Source organism: Streptomyces sp. NBC_01717, from assembly GCF_036248255.1.
Lineage (GTDB): Bacteria > Actinomycetota > Actinomycetes > Streptomycetales > Streptomycetaceae > Streptomyces.
The window spans coordinates 9,106,135-9,122,516 of record NZ_CP109178.1 but is presented as its reverse complement, the minus strand read 5'-3'; the positions used below and the strand labels follow the sequence as shown (position 1 = coordinate 9,122,516).

The following is a 16,382-nucleotide window of genomic DNA, read 5'->3' as shown; positions in this document are numbered from 1 at the left end:
CGGGACTCCCACTGCGATCCTCCCCGGGGCCGAAGGTCTGCTGAATGCCGGCCCGCGTCACCCCGACTGAGCCAACTGAAGGTGCACCGCCGCGGTGGTACGCGCGGTATCGCCAGTGGCGAGCAGGTCCAGCAGCGCTCCCCGTAGGGCTGCGAGGACGAGGGTGCGCTGCGCGAGGCCGGCCTCGGTATCGCGGAATTCGGCGGGCTGCCCGGAGGCGAGCAGCGCCAGCCAGTCGCCGACCGTTTCGCGGGCGAAGCCGGCCCACGGCCCGTCCGGGTCGATGAGGGAGCGGGCGTAGCTTTCGACCCACAGTGTCAGCAGGCCGCGGTGGGCGGCGGCGGAGAGCCACCGCCACAGTTCACGGGCGACCGATTGCAGCCCCTCGGGCCCATCCTGCGAGCCGGCGATCTCCCTGATGACGGCCAGCTCGTCGGCTCTGGCCCGCGCGAGCAGGGCGCGGATCAGGCCGTCCTTGCTGCCGAACAGGTAGATCAGCACGCGCGGGCTGGACTGGATCTCCTCGGCGAGCGGGCGCAGCGACAGTTCGGTGAGGCCGCTGCGCAGGGCGTAGGCGTATGCGGCTTCCAGGAGCTCCTGCCGCCGCGGGGAGGGGTTTGTTCCGGATCGGGTCACCGGGCTAGCCTACTGAAACAGTCGTTTCAGTGATGCGGGAGTGAGGACATCATGGAGAAGCGTCAGGTGGTCATTCGGCCGCTGGACCGGCCCGGGGACCTGGGCTGGGTGGTGATGGCGCACGGCGCGCTCTACGACCACGAGTTCGGCTGGGACACCAGCTTCGAGGCGCTCGTCGCCCGCATCGTCGCTGATTACGCCGAGCAGAAGGACCCCGGACCACAGGCGGCATGGATCGCCGAGGTCGACGGAGCGCGGGCCGGCTGCGTCTTCTGCGTACGAGGCGACGACCGGACCGCGAAGCTGCGCCTGCTGCTCGTCGATCCCGCGGCGCGCGGGCTGGGCCTGGGTGCCCGCCTGGTCGAGGAGTGCCTGCGATTCGCACGGGAGGCCGGGTACGAGTCGATCACCCTGTGGACCAACGATGTGCTCGGCTCGGCCCGGCGCATCTACCAGAAGCAGGGCTTCGAGCTCGTCACCGAAGAGCCGCATCACAGCTTCGGGCACGACCTCGTCGGCCAGACCTGGCAGCGCCGTCTCCAGCGGAACCACCGGGGGCCGGCACCGTGGCCGCCCCGACCGCTCTGAGTCGACGGGCTTCCGCACCTGCTCGGCTGGGCGCTGATACCCGGGTGCGCGCAGACGGGCGATGCTGGGACACTCCCACCATGCCGATCGTTGAAGCCTCGCCCGGAGTGTCCATCGCGTACGAGACTTTCGGTGATTCCTCTGATCCGGCCGTCCTGCTCGTGATGGGTTTCAGTGCGCAGATGATCGCCTGGCACGAGGACTTCTGTCGTGCACTCGCAGAGCGTGGACGCTACGTGGTCCGGTACGACAACCGCGACTGCGGGCTGTCCACCAAGTTCGACGACTACCCCGTCGACATGGGCCGGTTCATCAGCGCTGTGAGCTCGGGAGACATCTCGTCCGCCCTCGCGATGGCGCCCTACACACTGCAGGACATGGCGGACGACGGCCTTGGCTTGCTCACCACGCTCGGAATCGAACGAGCTCACCTGGTCGGATCCTCGATGGGCGGCATGATCGCCCAGACGATGGCCATCAACCAGCCGGCGCGCGTGCTGACCCTGACGTCGATGATGTCCTCGACCGGCGAGCCCGACTACGGCCAGCCCGGCGCCGAGGCCCAAGCAGTGCTCTTCAGCCCGAAGCCGCCTGATCGCGAGGGGTATATCGCAGCGGCGGAAAGAGAACTGATGTGGGCCTCCAAGCGTTACGCCAACCCCGCACTCCTTCGTGAGCTGGCTGCCGAAAGCTACGACCGCGCCTACCACCCAGCCGGAGCCGGGCGGCAACTCGGAGCAATGATCCTCGGTGGCTCACGCGCTGATGCACTCCGCAAGCTTCGAGTGCCGACCTTGGTGATTCATGGTCTGGATGACACGCTGATCGACCCCAGCGGTGGGAAGCGCACCGCCGACCTGGTGCCCGGAGCGAAGCTCCTGCTGCTCCCCGACATGGGGCACGACCGTCCCCGCGAACTCTGGCGCGAGATCATCGACGCCTTGGACGCCCATACGCGCTGAGCAGTCCCGCTCGTAGGTCGAGTCGGCGTAGCCGCGCGGTGATGTCGGCGTCGTCGGCTGCACGAATCGCACCGATCAGTCGGCAGCGCCGCGGGCCCGGGTGAGCCGGGGGACGAGCAGGTGGGGGTTGCCCTAGCCAAGTGTGAGTGATCACGATTTCCGCCTCCGCCGACGATCTCGCGATGCCGCACGGCGAGGTCGCCGCGCAGGTGAATAATCATTCCGGTTTGTCCTTTAGCGCCCGGTACGCATAGATTCCCGCCATGCTGCCCGCGAACTGTTTGCTCTCAGCTGGCAGTTGAGCGACAACGCGACCCGTCATCATCGGCTGGGAGGACCCCGCCCACATGTCCGGAAACGTCGACCGGTGGACCACCACGCTGCGCAGTGCATGGAGGGCCGGCACGCTGTGGCCGTGGTGCCTGGCGGCCATCGCGGCGGCCTGCGGATACGCCGTGGCCACCGTCTTTCACCCCGGATACCTCAGCGCGGACAGCAACACCCAGCTGTGGCAGGCGCTGGGGGATGAGCCGGTGAACGACTGGCATCCGCCGGTGTTGGCGCTCGCGTGGCGGATCGTCATCCAGATCACGGGGGACTTCTCGACCATGGCCGCCCTGCAGGCCGCCTTGCTTTGGGGGACGCTGTGGGTCCTCGCCCACCTGGTGTGGAAGAAGACCGGCAGCCGTGGGCTCTCCCTTGCGGTGCTGGCCGTCGGCTTCGCGCCGCACATCATGAACTTCACGGGAGTGGTGTGGAAGGACGTGCACATGGCGTACGCGCTCCTCGCAGTCTTCGCGATCGCGCTCACCGTGCGTGAGCTGCCACAGGGCCGGGCCAAGACCCGCTGGGCCCTGCTGGTGCTGGGTGTGCTGTTCCTCGCGTACGCCGCCCTCGTACGGAAGAACGGTATCCCCGCTGTGATCCCGGTCTTCGCCCTGCTGGTCCTCGCCGCGTGGCCCACCCCGGGCCGACGCCGCTGGCTGGCCGCCACCGGTGTCTTCGTCGCGGTCGTGATCGCCGGCAGCGCCGGTGTGTCCGCGGCCACTGCCCCGTTGGCCACCAGCGTGTACGCGGTGATCCCGGTGGACGATCTCGTCCACGTGCTCACCCCGGCCCAGGTGCGCACCGCCGCCGAGCAGGCCGGCGCGAGCGCGGACTTTCGTGACCGCCTGGTCACCACCGCCGTCAACTGCCAGAAGCGGCACCTCACCTCCGATGCGTACCTGCAGTGCTACCCGCACCGCCGGCCATTCGACGTGACGCATCTGAATCAGCACGCCGACGTTGTCGTCCGGATGTGGACGCAGCAGATGCCGCAGCATTGGAAAGGCTACGCCGAGTACCGGGTCCGGGTCTTCACCAAGCTGCTCTTCCAGAGCAACCAGGTCTTCTGGAACGGCACCCATGTCAATGCCGGCGCCCGACTGCACCCTGTGGTGCAGAAGGAGCCGCTGAACGACACACTGAGGTCCGCTCTGCAGAACTATGTGACCGGTTTCGCCCGCGACCTGCCGATGCTTTTCCAGGGCTGGTTCTGGCTGGCCGTTTCGCTGGTACTTGTGTTGCGTCGCCGGTGGACCGGCCCTTACACCCGGGAACTCCGGCTCCTCGGGGCCAGCTCCCTCCTGTACATCCTCGCCTACCTGCCCACGGCACCCGAGTCCAACTACCGTTACGTGTACTGGCCTGCGCTCTCCGGGACCGTCGCACTCGCACTCATCGCGATCGCCTCCGTGGCGCGTCGCCGCGCGGCGGACGGCCCCGCCGGTGAGCCGGACACCCACCCCACGGTGCCGCTGGCCGGCCGGGCCCCCGAAGCCGCTCCGGCGGGACCGCGCGAGGACGCCGGCGTCGCCGTGTGACCGCCCGTTGATCCCGGCCTTCAACGCTTTCCGGTGCTCAGAGGCCGTTTTCCCTCGGGGCTTCATCCCGGAATTAGTAGCTCGGTTTTGCGCCGTTCCCTTTTGAAAGCAGCGTCCCGCCCACCCCGGCGTCGTGTTCACGCGCTCCCTCGCGCAACGCCGTGCGGAACGGGTCTGCGCCGCTCTCCCGAACACGGGCAGAAGCATTGGCGTCGCCGCCGTTTCAGCGCGGGCGACCGAAGGTGAGCACTCCGACCCGGGTCAGCAGCATCAGCCGATCCTCGGGTGTTGCGTACCGTCGGGACGGGAGGAGCATGGGAAAAGGGATATTCCGGAGTCGGAAGTAACAACGCAACCGATCGGGAGACATGCCTATGAGCTCCAGGGAAGAGGCAAAGATCCTGGTCGCCAAGGCGTCCGCAGAGATGGGCTGGACCGATGTGGAGATCCTCGCTATTTCCAGCGCTCGGGCGGCCTCGGACGTCGGTGCCGAGATGCCCCATCCCTTCAGGGAGCGGGCGGCATTTCTGCGTCACAGCGTCTCGACCGCGGCTGACGGTGTTCGTGTCGCGGATGCGGGCACTGGCCGGTTCGGTGTCCTCCTCAGCGCGGGGCCGAGCGGCAGGAGACCCAAGAGATGACTGCAGCAGGTTCATACGATGCGGTCGTGATCGGCGGCGGCCATAACGGGCTCGTGGCGGCGTTGTACCTGGCTCGGGCCGGGTGGTCGGTGGCGGTGCTGGAGCGTAACGCCACGGTGGGTGGTGCCATCGCGAGCGGTGAGGTCACATTGCCGGGGTTCATCCACGACCTGTACTCCACCAACCAAAACCTCTTCCTCGGATCCCGGACGTACGCCGATTTCGGTTCCGACCTGTCACGCCATGGACTGAGGTTCCACACCACCGACCACCCCTATGCCAACGCCTTCCCGGACGGGTTGAGTGTGCGTGTCTATTCCGACTACGAGCGCACCATCGGGCAGTTGGCGAAACACAACTCCGGGGATGCCGAAGGTTTCGCCGGCCTCTATCGGCAGTACAAGCAATTCGCGCCGCACCTGTTCGGCCTTTACGGGAGTGCCGTGCCGTCGAGCGCGGCAGTTCGGCAGGTCCTGAACCTGCTGCGTCACCATGGCCTGGGTGGTGCGAGAGAACTCACGCATACGCTGTTGATGAGCACCAGGGAGATGGGCAGGACCTGGTTCACCACCCGGGAGGCGCGGGCCATGGCGGCCTGCTGGGGCATGCACCTGGACTTCGGCCCGGACGTGGCCGGCGGCGCGATGTTCCCGCTCCTGGAAATGTTCGCCGACATGGAAAATGGCATGTCCGTCGTCGAAGGGGGCGCGCAGCGACTGCCCCAAGCGCTTGCTGCGGTACTGGCGGAGCACGGCGGCGAGGTCCACACCGACGCGGAGGTGGACCGCGTCCTGTGCTCAAATGGCCGGGCTGTCGGTGTGCGCTGCGCCGACGGCAGCACGCTGACAGCGCGTCGCGCCGTGATTGCGAACGTCGGGCCCCCCGCCCTGTATCAGCAACTACTGGAATCCGATCAAGTGCCTGCGCAGGTGCGCCGAAAATCACGCGGATACCTGTACGGCCCCGGCACCATGATGTTGCACCTTGCACTTGACGGACCATTGCCTTGGGCGGCGGGAAGCGAGCTTGCCAGCTTCGGTTACGTGCACGTGGCACCGTACGTCGATGATCTGGCACGTACCTATACCGAGTCGCAGGCGGGGCTCCTGCCCGTGGAGCCGCTGCTCATGACCGACCGGGTGTTGACCAAGTTGGAGCACTACGCACCTGGCACTCGGTCACGGATTGTCGGCACCACCGCATACACCCCCCAGGACCTTGAATCGGCCAATCCGAACCTTGTCGGCGGTGACAGTGTCGCCGGCAGCCACCACCTTTCCCAGAACTTCTTCTTTCGGCCGATGTCTGGACACAGCGGCTACCGCACGGCGGTCCCCGGCCTGTACCTGACCGGTGCGGCGACATGGCCCGGCGCGGGCAACAACGCCACATCGGGTCGGCTCACGGCCCGCCAGGTACTCAAAGATGTTCGTCTGCGCGGTTGGGCATCACGTTCAGCGCGATGCCGGTGGACAGCCGGCCCCCGACCTACATGCATGGCGCCGGAGGACCGGAGGGCTCCTTGGAATTCCTGACAGAATGAGGCTGGGACAGCCTGGTTGTGCCGCCGCTTGACCCGAACCTTGAGGCGACCGGCCGGCCCAGGAGCTCGGCCCACCCCACGACATCCGCTGTCCGGCCGGCGCTGGTTATTCCTCCGGGCGGATCCAGGTCCGGGCGAGTTCCGCGACCCAGGTGGCTGCCGCGTCGGGAGCGTGCGGGGGTTCGCCGACGACGACGAGTTCGGTGACGCCCGCCGCACCGAGTGCGGGGAGGTGCTCCGGGATGCCGTCGCTCAGCGCGACGGCGACCGTGAGCTCGTCAAAAGCGCGACCGTGGCGCGCGCACTCATCGGCGAGAACGGCGACGCGCGCCGGGACGTCGGCCGCCGGGACGTCGAAGCCGTACCAGCCGTCGGCGAGCGTTGCCGCGCGGTGCAAAGCGGCGTCGCTGTTGCCGCCGACCACGACGGGTAGCCGACCGTCGCGCAGCGGCTTCGGATTGACCCGGATCGCGTCGAAGCGGGTGAACTCCCCTGTGAAGGAGGCCGGGTCCTCGGCCCAGACGGCGCGCATCGCGGCGAGGTACTCCTCGGTGCGCCGCCCACGCCCGGCGAAGGGGACTCCGAGCGCTGCGAATTCCTCGGCCGACCAGCCGACCCCGACCCCGAGGCTGAATCGCCCGGCGGAGAGCACGTCGAGTGTGGCGGCCTGTTTGGCGACCAGGAGCGGGTTGTGCTCAGCCAGCAGAAGTACGCCGGAGGCGAGCTCGATCCGGCTGGTGACCGCCGCCGCGAAGGTCAGGGCGAGCATCGGGTCCAGCCAGTCCGCGTCCGCGGGCACGGCGATCCGGCCGTCCGCGGAGTAGGGATAGCGCGAGGCGGGCGCATCCACCAGCACCACGTGCTCGCCGCACCAGAGCCTCGCGAAGCCGTGCGTCTCCGCGGCTGTGGCCACCGCACGGATCACCTCGGGACGGGCTCCGTCGCCGATACCGAGCGCGTGCAACCCCACTCGCATTCTCCACCTCCGGGCATCACCTTATGAACTCCTCACGAAATGATCTCTGTGGTGGTTGGATCGCTTCGTGATTTTGGCGATCCGGGGGTGTTGGGTGGCTCGCTCGAAGCCGTGGGATGTTGACGACAAGTTGTGGACGGTGATCGAACCGCTGCTGCCGAAGTTGCAGCGCCGGAATCGCCATCCTGGCCGGAAGATGACGACGGCGGTCCGTCGCTTTGTGCCGGTACCGCTCTCCGGCGCATCTCTCGACGCGCCGGTGAACGGCGCCGAGATCGAGAACGGGATGAGGCCACTACCGACGCAAGATCAGCCGGAGCGTCCGTCGAAGCGCGACTGACAGGTAGCGGGTTCTCTGCCCTGCTGGGGTGCCTGGTCGATTGAGAACACCGATGGCTGGTGTTCTCAATCGACCAGGCTTTCGCGGTGGGCTGGTCACGAATCCTCAGCCGGGCGGGGCGGTGAGCCGGCCAGCGGCGAGGCGTCTTCGTACCGGACCTCATAGACGCGCTTGGCGAACTTCCAGCCCTTGCCGGTGCGCTGGTATCGGTCATGGTAGATGGCGTAGTTCATCCCTCCTCGGCCGTCGCGGCCACGCCCGACCTCTGACATATACGCGCGGCCGGACGCGGTGTCGCCGTCAAGGTGGATCACGCCCGGGTGCGTGTTCTGCACAAGAAAGTCCACAACATCCGGCACCCGCCTGCCCCAGGCGCGGATCGGCTCCTGTCCTTCGAGATCAACGGGGATATTGGGCATCCGCCATGTGCCGTCCGGTGTGAACAGCGAAGCGATACGGTCGTAGTCGCGCATCATCACCGCGTCGGTGAACTCACCGCGCAGCGCCTCGATCTCGACGCGATCCGCGATGCCCTGAAAGTCACTCATCGGATTCCTCCTTATCGCCTTGAACTCGGTGCACGAACGACACCGGGCCTCCAAGGGATGGAAACCCCCACAACGGCGATGCATCCGGTCCCGCCGAGCGTTCCTGGGTCTCCCATTCGCTGGGTGGTGTGTTCGTCCCAGCAGTACGACGACACGACCCTCCGGAATGTGACTCGGCCCCATTCAGAGCCCACCGCGATGAGGAACCGACGGCTCCAATGCGCCGGGGCCTGCGCTGTCCTGACGAAGTGCATCTATGTCCCGAGATTTGCGCTGGTCGACTGAGCGTCTTCCTCAGGTTGCCCCTTCGGGGCACCTCCCCCACCCACGCGGTCCATCTCGCGCCACTCCGGCCGCAGCCCGGTGAGGTTCGTGGTGAGGAAGTAGGAGAGCCCACCGGCCAGGAGCACTGGCACAAGTCCGACGGAGGCCACCGCCGCCCCAGCGATCAGACCGCCGAGAGGGATACCGGCCCAGGCCAGCGAGTCACCGAGGGCACTGACCCGGCCCAGCATCCGGCGGGGCACCCGTTCGAAGAGGATTGCCCCCAGTACAGGGTTGAGGAAGCCCGCCCCGAATCCACTGGCGGCGAACACGGCCAGTACCACTCCCATCGGCGCGTGGGAGGCGAGGATCAGGAATCTCGGTGCCCCGGCCAACAGGAATCCGGTGAAGAACACCACTCGGCGCCGCAGCCGGTGCGCAGCCATCGCAGCGATCAGACTCCCACCGACCGCCGCGGCTCCCAGCACGCTGCCTGTCAGGCCGATAGCGGTCGGCCCGTTGCCGGATTCTCGGGCCCAGACAGGCATGAGCACCGCGGCGAAAGCTGCGTCCAGCAGGTTGGTGATCGCGACCATGACGATGACAGTGAGCAGCAACGGCTGGCTGCGTAGGAAGGAGAAGCCCTCGCCGAATCGTCGCCAGTAGCCCGGTCCCGTCCCGGCCTGCGAAGGTATCTCCTGGGAGGCATGCCCCATGCCTCGAGGCAGCGCCAGTCCGATGATCACGGATCCGAGAGCGAAGCAACCGGCGTTGACGACAAGACCCGTCAGGGGGCCGAGCAGCGCCACCAGGGAACCGCCGGCCGCCGGGCCGATGGTGGAAGCGAGCCGCTCCGTCACGCCGGTCAGCCCCGTGGCCCGTTCCAACGGCACCCGGCCGCGCTCGGCCGCCTCCGGGACCATGACCTCCTTGGCGAGATCGCCGGGGCCGCGTGCCGCGCCGATCAGCGCGACCAGGATCAGCAGGAACGGAAAGGACAGCAGGTTCAGGGCATGCAAGACGGGAACCGCAGCGGCCGCAGTTGCGCTGGCCAGATCGGTGGTCCAGGAAATGGCCCGTGGGCCGATCCGGTCCACGAGTGGCCCAGTGAACGCCTTGACCACCACGTAGGGAGTCATCTCGCAGAAGGCGACCAGTCCGGTCTGGGCCGCGCTGCCGGTCGTGACGAGCACGAACCAGGGCAAGGCAACGGCCGAGACCCGAGTGCCGGTCAGCGATACGGCCATGGCCGCCAGCACCCCGCCCAGCGGCCGTAAGGACCGTTTACTGGATATGTCGTCGGAGCCCGGGACGTCCGCCGTCACGACGTCACCGCCCCTGTCGCCTTCTGAGGACTGGAAGGGTCCGCCGATGCGGCGGGCGCATCCAGCTCGGGCAGAACATGCATGATGACGCCGACCCGCTCAGCTCCCTCGGGGGCACTTGCCGCCGCCTCTGGGGTCTCCGGTCGGTATCGGGCGATGACGTCCCTGAACTCCTGGTTCAGGGCAGCGGTCTCCTCGGGCGTGAGCCGCAGAGCCCAGTCGCTCATGTCGAAGTTGTCCCGCCACGGGCGGGGCATCGTCTGAAGCTCGTTGAGCGTCTGCTGCACGCGAAGTGTGTAGGTGGCGGCCACCGACTGCAGGTAGGCCAGGGCGGCCTCGGGTTCCCGGTCGGTCAGATTCGGGTCGTTGAACCACGTCCTTTGGTGCACCGAACGCCACCAACGCTCTCGTGCGTTGCCGCGTTCCGTGTCCTCCTGGACGAACCCTGCCGCGCCGAGTTGGCGGAGGTGGTAGCTGGCCGTGCCGGAGTTCACGCCCAGTCGCTCCGCGAGGCGGGTAGCCGTCGACGGGCCGTACTTCCGCAGCAGCCCTACCAACTGCACGCGCACCGGGTGCGCCAGGGCGCGCAGCCCCTTGGCATCCAGAACAACCGCGTCCGCTTCGGCGTTGGTGCCATCAGGCCTCTCGCTCGAGTCAGTCATACCGCGCACTCTAGACCGCAAACAGTTCTTCGCAAATGGTTCTTCGCAAAGATCTCTTCGCGAAGAACCGTTTGCTGTCTTGGCGCGAAGCGCATCTGCCAGATGGCGGCTCGCTGACCTGCGGAGGTGCCTGTGCCAGTACGCGGACACGGCGGCGCCGCCCAGTGAAAACGGGTGGTCCCACGAGGCGCCGGACCGGTTGGATACCCCCGTGGCCCTCAGCGGCGCACCGCGGGAACCGAACCCATCTGCGCCCCGCCACTGCGGCGGCCTTTACCGCCAGCACAGTGGCGGGCAGTGGCTACGACGACGTACGGGGGGCTGAAGGGACCATGGATCACCTCTGCGAGGCCGACGGGAAGCGCCACATCTACCTCGACCCCGACGGCTGCGGCTCGGGCTGGGTGTACGTCATCGTGGCGGCGCCCACGGGTGTCGTCTACCAGAATCAGTGTGGTGGCTACTCCTGCGCCCAGTACGAGCAGGAGGGTTACCTGGTCCCGCTCTTCGGGTCGGGCCTGGACGAGGAATTGAAGGAGATCTTCGTCGGCGAGCTGCGCGGGTGGGGCATGCGTGGCCAGGAGTGGTCGGTGGAGCTGCTCGACCGGCTGCGGGCTGCCGTCAGCTCCTTCGCGGTGTACGGCTCCGGCCGCCATGACGAGCTGAATCCGACGGCGCTGGTCCTCGACGAGTCCCGGTTTACGGAGGCTGCTGAAGCCTGGATCCCTGTCCTCAGTCCCGACGGGCCCGGCGTGCTGGTGTGGGAGAACTCGGACTGACCGGGGCGGCAGCCGACATGGCCGCGTCGGCAGCCGATCGACGGCGTACGGTGGCGACCAGGACCGGTGCGCCGTGGCGGGATCTCCCGGAGCGGTATGGGCCAAGGGACCGGGCCCACGACCCGTTCCGGCGCCGGCAACGTGACGGCACCTGGAATCGGATCTTCGAGCAACTGCGGGCCGATGCAAAGGGCATGATCACGTGGGCAGCCGTGGCCACGCGACATGGCAAGCTCGCCGTCCGTTGCGAGGCAGAGTCACGGACCACCCGGTCCGTCGGGCTCGACCACCCGGAAGCGTTCGGCAACCACGAGCGTGTCATCGTCAACGACGGGCCTGTGCCCCAGGAACTCGCTCACGCCATCGCTCTGGAAGAACTCTTCGTGAGCTGCCCGCCACTGTGCAACGTCGGAGTAGCCGCGCCCCTCGGCCCGCGCGAAGTCGTCATCGATGTCCTTGACAGGGACGACACGCACGTCGACGAGTTCGATCGTGACGGCCGAACGGCCTTCGGAATCGAGCACTGAGAATCGCTGACCGGTCTGGGGTACCGCCTCTCCGGCGTGCTCGTACATCTCCAGGAGGCCCGTGAGCGCGGTCTTCTGACCGCTCAGGATCGCCGCCACGCCGCGGTCACGATCCGGGCCAGGAAAGGCGAGTTCAAGAGTCGGAAGGTCGTGATGTCCCATCGGGAGATGGTACGAAGCACGGTCGCGCTGATCAATGGCCATCGCCCCGCTCGCCCCTGGCACACGGAGCGAGCACCTTCTTGGCAAGTCCCAGTGTTCCGAGTCGGGAGACTCAGAACTCCGGTCGGCTGATCATCCCCGGTTCAGGCGGCGGGCTGGGAGACGAAAACTCGTTCCAGCAGGGTGTGCAGGGAGTCCCGCTCCTGGTCGCTGAGCGCGTCCAGGCCCTCCTGCGTCGTGCGCATCTTCGCGCGAATCGCGTCGGCGACGCGCTCGCCCTCAGCGGTGAGGACGACGTTCTTGATGCGCCGGTCGGAGGGGCTGGCCTCGCGGCGCACCAGGCCGCGCTTCTCCAGCCGGTCGATGATCCCGGTCATGTTGGAGGCGTCGCAGGTCATGGTGTGGGCCAGGGCGCGCATCGCGGCTGGGCCGCGGCGCAGCACGGTCAACGCCTTGCCCTGGCTCGCGGTGAGGTTCTCGCTCGCCGCCGCGACCGTGAAGTCGCCGTAATAGGCACCGAGGCACACCGAGAGCAGCTCCATGAGCCGGGCCGTATCGACGCGGGCGGTTCCTGTCATGGGAGTCACTTTACCCAGGAAACTTGACAATCTCAAATATCTACATTTACCGTCTTCTCATTGCTTGAAGTTGTCAACCATCAAAGTTATCAAGTACCACGAGGAGCACCTCCGTGACCGTCACGTCGACTTCGACCCCCCGTGCGGCCGAGATCCTGTCCCGGCCCGTCGCGCTGAACGGCCTGACTGTCCCGAACCGCATCGTGATGGCGCCGATGACGCGCATGTTCTCCCCCGGCGGTGTTCCGGGTGAGGACGTGCGGTCGTACTACTCCCGTCGCGCCGCCGCGGGTGTGGGCCTGATCGTCACCGAGGGGACTTACGTCGGCCACGAGTCGGCCGGGCAGAGCGACCGTGTGCCGCGGTTCCACGGTGAGGAGCAGCTGGCGGGATGGGCGAAGGTCGCCGAGGCCGTCCACGCGGCAGGCGGCACGATCGTCCCGCAGCTGTGGCACATCGGCATGGTGCGCAAGCAGGGCGATGCGCCCTACGCCGACGCTCCCGCCGTCGGCCCTTCCGGCATCCGCGTCGATGGCACCGAGGGCACCGGTAAGGCGATGACCCGGCGCGACCTGGACGACGTCATCGGCGCTTTCGTCGAGGCTGCCGCGGCCGCCGAGCGCATCGGCTTCGACGGCGTCGAACTGCACGGCGCCCACGGCTACCTCCTCGACCAGTTCCTGTGGGCGGGGACGAACCGCCGTACCGATGCCTACGGCGGCGACCCCGTGGCCCGTACGAAGTTCGCGGCCGAGATCGTGGCCGCGGTCCGCGAGACCGTCTCGCCCGACTTCCCTGTGATCTTCCGCTACTCGCAGTGGAAGCAGGAAGCCTACGACGCGAGGCTCGCCCAGACCCCGGAGGAGCTGGACGCGATCCTGACCCCGCTTGCCGCCGCCGGTGTCGACGCCTTCCACGCCTCCACCCGCCGCTACTGGCTCCCGGAGTTCGAGGGCTCGGACCTGAACCTGGCGGGCTGGACCAAGAAGCTCACCGGCAGGCCCACCATCACCGTCGGCTCGGTCGGCCTCGACGGCGACTTCATCCGCGCGTTCGCGGGCGAGGGTGCCGCGGTCGGCAGCATCGACAACCTGCTCGACCGCATGGAGCGCGACGAGTTCGACCTGGTCGCCGTCGGCCGCGCCCTGCTCCAGGACCCGGAGTGGGCGGCGAAGGTCCTGGCGGGCCGGGTCGAGGAGCTGACGCCGTACGACGCGGCAGCGCTGAGGACACTGAACTAGTACAACGCCGCGTTGATCGTCCGAGGAACCAAATTCCTCCTCGAATGGGGTGTTCCGCGCCCGTCAGCTGTCCCACCACCCGCTCCTGCCGTCGGGCTCACCGGCACGATCGGCCACGGAATCAGCCCGCTCGGCGGGGTCGGGCGAGCCGGTGCCCTGTGCACTCATGGATGCGTGGCCCGGCGTCAACGGTCAGCCCTGTCGAGGCAGATCCTGCTCGGCCCAGACGACCTTGCCGCCCGTTGTCAAGCGGCTGCCCCACCTACGCGACAGCTGCGAGACCAGGAGAATGCCTCGGCCGGTTTCGTCGCTGCTGCAGGTGTGACGCAAGCGTGGGAAGGACTTGCCGACATCGGAGACTTCGCAGGTCAGCAGCCGGTGTTTGATCAGACGCAGGGACACGGGTCCGACGCCGTGGCGGATCGCGTTGGTGACGAGTTCGCTGGCGATCAACTCCGTGTCCATGGCCAGGTCCTGCAGTCCCCATCCGGTCAGTTGCCGGGTCACCAGGCCGCGGGCACGGCCGACGACGGCGGGATCACGGGGCAGATCCCATGAGACGGTCTGGACGGGGTTCGGAGAACGGGTCCGGGCCACCAGCAGGGTGACATCGTCAGAGGGTGACTGGGTGGGCAGCGCCTCGATCACTGCGGAGCACAGGGCTTCCAGGGGTCGATGGGGCTGGTCCGCCAGAGTGGAGCCCAGCTGTCGAATTCCGATGTCGATGTCACGTTCGCGGGCCTCGACCAGGCCGTCGGTGTAGAGAGCGAGCAGGGCCCCGTCGGGAAGTTCCACGGTCACTGTCTCGAAGGGGACCGATCCGACGCCGAGCGGAGCTCCGGTGGGCAGGTCGGGGAACGTCACCTTGCCTTGCGGGTCGACGATCGCGGGCGGGGGGTGTCCGGCTCGTGCCATCGTGCACTGCTGGTGGACCGGGTCGTAGACGGCGTAGACGCAGGTGGCACCGACGGCGGCCATGGCCGCGTCGGCGGCGTCGGGGTCTTCCTCGGCCTGGCGCCGGACAGTGTCGTCGAGGTGGGACAGCAGTTCGTCGGGGGACAGGTCCATGTCCGCAAGAGTGCGTACGGCCGTTCTGAGAATTCCCATGGTCGCCGCTGCGTTGATGCCGTGCCCGACGACGTCTCCGACGACCAGCGCCACCCGGGCGCCGGAGAGGGGAATCACGTCGAACCAGTCGCCTCCGACGCCGTTGTCCGCATCGGCCGGCAGGTAGCGCGAGGCGGCCTCGACGGTCGTACTGCCTCTCAGGTGCTGGGGCAGCAGGTTGCGCTGGAGAGTGAGGGCCGTGGTGTGCTCGCGCGTGTACTGGCGGGCGTTGTCCAGCGACAGTGCGGCCCGGGTGACCAGCTCTTCCGCCAGGAGCAGGTCGTCCTCCTGGAACGGCTCAGGGTTCTCGGTGCGGATGAACAGGGCCACGCCCAGCACGGCATGGCGCGCAAGAATGGGCACGAGCATCATGGAATGCATCCCGTTCTCACGGATCGACCGCGCCCGCGCGGGGTCCTGGCCGACCCAGGTACCCGCAGAGGTGTCCAGGACGGGTTCCAGGTGAGAGCTGCCGGAGGCCAGCACACGGATCCAGGGAGAGGTCGGCGGCACAAAGATCGATTCCCCGCGCGCCCACGGAGACTCCGGTGTTCCCGAGTGGATCGACGCCACACCTGCCCGGCGGAAGGTCTGGCGGCACTCCCCCGTCGAGCGGATGTGGGCCGCCGGTGCTTCGCCGAGCGGGACGAAATCCGCCAGGTCGACAACGGCGTAGTCGGCCAGAAGGGGCACGGCGAGGTCGGCCATCTCCTGGCTGGTCTGCATCACGTCCAGGCTGCTGCCTATCCGGGTGCTGGCCTCGCTGAGGATGGCAAGACGCTCGTGCGCCCGCCTGCTGCCGGTGACATCCACGCTCACGGAGCACACCCCCAGCGGCCGGCCGTGGCCGTCGTGGAGGCAGAAGAACGACGCCGCCAGGGCATGCTCGCGGGGCTGATCCTCCAGTGGCCATGTCCGGCACTCGTGGGCCGTGGGCGTGCCACTCTTCAGAACCTGCCGCATCACCGCCTCGAGCGCTTCGGATTCGAAGCCCGGCAGCGAGTCCGTGAGGCGGCGTCCGAGCCGCCAGTCGTGGGGGACACCGTCCAGGCGTTCCATGACGTCGTTGACCCAGGTGCAGCGCAGTTCCTGGTCACGCACGACGATGCCGATCGGTGTGCGCACGAGAAGTGACTCGCGCACCGACCCGCTGATCGCCACCGGGGAGAGAGCGGCGATGTCGGTGCCGGAGACGAGCCAGTGGACACTCCCGTCCAGCCCCCACAGCAGCGAGATCCGCACACCCACACGGAGCATGTGCCCGTCTCGATGACGGACCGCCGTGGTACCCGACCACCCGCCCCGCGCCCGGCAGCCCTCGACAAAAGCCTGTACCTGCCACATGCTCCGGGACAACGGCATCACGCACCAGGCAGGCCGGCCCACCACCTCCCTGGCCGAGTAACCGACAAGCCGCTGCGCGGTCCTCGTCCAACCGACCACCGTGCCGTCGCCGTCGAGCATCGCAATCGCAGCGTCGGGCACCTCTCGAGGGCTCGGCCCCTCTGTGAGGCTGTATCGGAGAATATTCGTCAACGCGATCGCCCCTCGGGGGTTCTCGAACAGCGGGCCAAAGGCCAGTCGATCCCCCAGGCCGAACGCCGGACGGTTTCCGTCAGTCAGCAGAGCCTAGGCGTG

16 protein-coding genes and 1 pseudogene are annotated in these 16,382 nt (G+C 67.9%); 9 read left to right on the top strand and 8 right to left on the bottom strand.

Going from position 1 to position 16,382, the window contains the following annotated elements:
• Window positions 1–57: 57 nt before the first annotated feature.
• Window positions 58–636 (bottom strand): TetR/AcrR family transcriptional regulator, encoded by a 579-nt coding sequence (locus OHB49_RS41205; RefSeq protein ID WP_329166118.1) that lies wholly within the window; start codon window positions 634–636, stop codon window positions 58–60.
• A 51-nt stretch (window positions 637–687) separates the two neighbouring features.
• Between OHB49_RS41205 and OHB49_RS41200 the strand changes: the two genes are divergently transcribed.
• The 5 genes from OHB49_RS41200 (at window position 688) to OHB49_RS41180 (ending at window position 6,227) form a co-directional block, all read left to right on the top strand.
• On the top strand, window positions 688–1,224 hold the full coding sequence (locus tag OHB49_RS41200; protein WP_329166116.1) for a GNAT family N-acetyltransferase: 537 nt from the start codon (window positions 688–690) through the stop codon (window positions 1,222–1,224).
• A gap of 80 nt (window positions 1,225–1,304) precedes the next feature.
• A complete protein-coding gene (locus OHB49_RS41195; RefSeq protein WP_329166115.1) occupies window positions 1,305–2,186 on the top strand; it encodes an alpha/beta fold hydrolase in 882 nt (293 codons plus the stop codon).
• Window positions 2,187–2,533: 347 nt separating this feature from the next.
• Window positions 2,534–4,051, top strand: a complete 1,518-nt coding sequence (locus tag OHB49_RS41190; RefSeq protein ID WP_329166114.1) for a hypothetical protein — start codon at window positions 2,534–2,536, stop codon at window positions 4,049–4,051.
• Between the two features lie 374 nt (window positions 4,052–4,425).
• Window positions 4,426–4,692 (top strand): hypothetical protein, encoded by a 267-nt coding sequence (locus tag OHB49_RS41185; RefSeq protein WP_329166112.1) that lies wholly within the window; start codon window positions 4,426–4,428, stop codon window positions 4,690–4,692.
• Entirely contained in the window at window positions 4,689–6,227 is a 1,539-nt protein-coding gene (locus OHB49_RS41180; protein ID WP_329166111.1) for a phytoene desaturase family protein, read from the top strand. Before OHB49_RS41185 ends, OHB49_RS41180 begins: the two co-directional genes overlap by 4 nt.
• A gap of 114 nt (window positions 6,228–6,341) precedes the next feature.
• Here the strand turns inward: OHB49_RS41180 and OHB49_RS41175 are convergent, their stop codons facing one another.
• Window positions 6,342–7,211 carry an LLM class F420-dependent oxidoreductase gene (locus tag OHB49_RS41175; protein WP_329166109.1) on the bottom strand — a complete coding sequence of 290 codons (870 nt, stop codon included), beginning with the start codon at window positions 7,209–7,211 and terminating at the stop codon, window positions 6,342–6,344.
• A gap of 55 nt (window positions 7,212–7,266) precedes the next feature.
• Between OHB49_RS41175 and OHB49_RS45985 the strand changes: the two genes are divergently transcribed.
• Complete coding sequence (locus tag OHB49_RS45985; protein WP_443079624.1) at window positions 7,267–7,551, top strand: hypothetical protein; 285 nt, start codon at window positions 7,267–7,269, stop codon at window positions 7,549–7,551.
• Between the two features lie 95 nt (window positions 7,552–7,646).
• On the opposite strand, the gene OHB49_RS41165 is transcribed toward OHB49_RS45985, so the two are convergent.
• The 3 genes from OHB49_RS41165 to OHB49_RS41155 form a co-directional block, all read right to left on the bottom strand.
• Window positions 7,647–8,099: a nuclear transport factor 2 family protein gene (locus OHB49_RS41165; RefSeq protein ID WP_329166108.1), complete on the bottom strand. Its 453-nt coding sequence runs from the start codon at window positions 8,097–8,099 to the stop codon at window positions 7,647–7,649.
• 254 nt (window positions 8,100–8,353) lie between these two features.
• The gene (locus tag OHB49_RS41160) at window positions 8,354–9,610 is read right to left on the bottom strand and encodes an MFS transporter (RefSeq protein ID WP_443079623.1); all 1,257 of its coding nucleotides are present in this window, start codon (window positions 9,608–9,610) and stop codon (window positions 8,354–8,356) included.
• A 74-nt stretch (window positions 9,611–9,684) separates the two neighbouring features.
• Complete coding sequence (locus OHB49_RS41155) at window positions 9,685–10,350, bottom strand: ArsR/SmtB family transcription factor (RefSeq protein WP_329166106.1); 666 nt, start codon at window positions 10,348–10,350, stop codon at window positions 9,685–9,687.
• A 332-nt stretch (window positions 10,351–10,682) separates the two neighbouring features.
• Between OHB49_RS41155 and OHB49_RS41150 the strand changes: the two genes are divergently transcribed.
• On the top strand, window positions 10,683–11,129 hold the full coding sequence (locus OHB49_RS41150; protein WP_329166105.1) for a DUF6210 family protein: 447 nt from the start codon (window positions 10,683–10,685) through the stop codon (window positions 11,127–11,129).
• Window positions 11,130–11,146: 17 nt separating this feature from the next.
• Window positions 11,147–11,245: pseudogene (locus OHB49_RS45980) on the top strand (hypothetical protein); the annotation flags it as partial.
• Window positions 11,246–11,386: 141 nt separating this feature from the next.
• Here the strand turns inward: OHB49_RS45980 and OHB49_RS41145 are convergent.
• Complete coding sequence (locus OHB49_RS41145) at window positions 11,387–11,818, bottom strand: ASCH domain-containing protein (protein WP_329166103.1); 432 nt, start codon at window positions 11,816–11,818, stop codon at window positions 11,387–11,389.
• Window positions 11,819–11,961: 143 nt separating this feature from the next.
• Window positions 11,962–12,396, bottom strand: coding sequence for a MarR family winged helix-turn-helix transcriptional regulator (locus tag OHB49_RS41140; protein ID WP_030976219.1), 435 nt, complete (start codon window positions 12,394–12,396; stop codon window positions 11,962–11,964).
• Window positions 12,397–12,509: 113 nt separating this feature from the next.
• Here OHB49_RS41140 and OHB49_RS41135 point away from each other — a divergent pair, with 113 nt between their 5' ends.
• Window positions 12,510–13,637: an NADH:flavin oxidoreductase gene (locus OHB49_RS41135; protein WP_329166102.1), complete on the top strand. Its 1,128-nt coding sequence runs from the start codon at window positions 12,510–12,512 to the stop codon at window positions 13,635–13,637.
• Between the two features lie 192 nt (window positions 13,638–13,829).
• Here OHB49_RS41135 and OHB49_RS41130 read toward each other — a convergent pair whose 3' ends face one another.
• The gene (locus OHB49_RS41130) at window positions 13,830–16,229 is read right to left on the bottom strand and encodes a SpoIIE family protein phosphatase (protein ID WP_329166101.1); all 2,400 of its coding nucleotides are present in this window, start codon (window positions 16,227–16,229) and stop codon (window positions 13,830–13,832) included.
• Window positions 16,230–16,382 lie beyond the last annotated feature (153 nt).

Coding starts and splice junctions, on each gene's coding strand:
- OHB49_RS41155 (WP_329166106.1), bottom strand. CDS start 10,350: ATGACTGACTCGAGCGAGAGGCCTGATGGCACCAACGCCGAAGCGGAC.
- OHB49_RS41145 (WP_329166103.1), bottom strand. CDS start 11,818: ATGGGACATCACGACCTTCCGACTCTTGAACTCGCCTTTCCTGGCCCG.
- OHB49_RS41195 (WP_329166115.1), top strand. CDS start 1,305: ATGCCGATCGTTGAAGCCTCGCCCGGAGTGTCCATCGCGTACGAGACT.
- OHB49_RS41150 (WP_329166105.1), top strand. CDS start 10,683: ATGGATCACCTCTGCGAGGCCGACGGGAAGCGCCACATCTACCTCGAC.
- OHB49_RS41140 (WP_030976219.1), bottom strand. CDS start 12,396: ATGACAGGAACCGCCCGCGTCGATACGGCCCGGCTCATGGAGCTGCTC.
- OHB49_RS41165 (WP_329166108.1), bottom strand. CDS start 8,099: ATGAGTGACTTTCAGGGCATCGCGGATCGCGTCGAGATCGAGGCGCTG.
- OHB49_RS41200 (WP_329166116.1), top strand. CDS start 688: ATGGAGAAGCGTCAGGTGGTCATTCGGCCGCTGGACCGGCCCGGGGAC.
- OHB49_RS41175 (WP_329166109.1), bottom strand. CDS start 7,211: ATGCGAGTGGGGTTGCACGCGCTCGGTATCGGCGACGGAGCCCGTCCC.
- OHB49_RS41190 (WP_329166114.1), top strand. CDS start 2,534: ATGTCCGGAAACGTCGACCGGTGGACCACCACGCTGCGCAGTGCATGG.
- OHB49_RS41185 (WP_329166112.1), top strand. CDS start 4,426: ATGAGCTCCAGGGAAGAGGCAAAGATCCTGGTCGCCAAGGCGTCCGCA.
- OHB49_RS41180 (WP_329166111.1), top strand. CDS start 4,689: ATGACTGCAGCAGGTTCATACGATGCGGTCGTGATCGGCGGCGGCCAT.
- OHB49_RS41160 (WP_443079623.1), bottom strand. CDS start 9,610: ATGGCCGTATCGCTGACCGGCACTCGGGTCTCGGCCGTTGCCTTGCCC.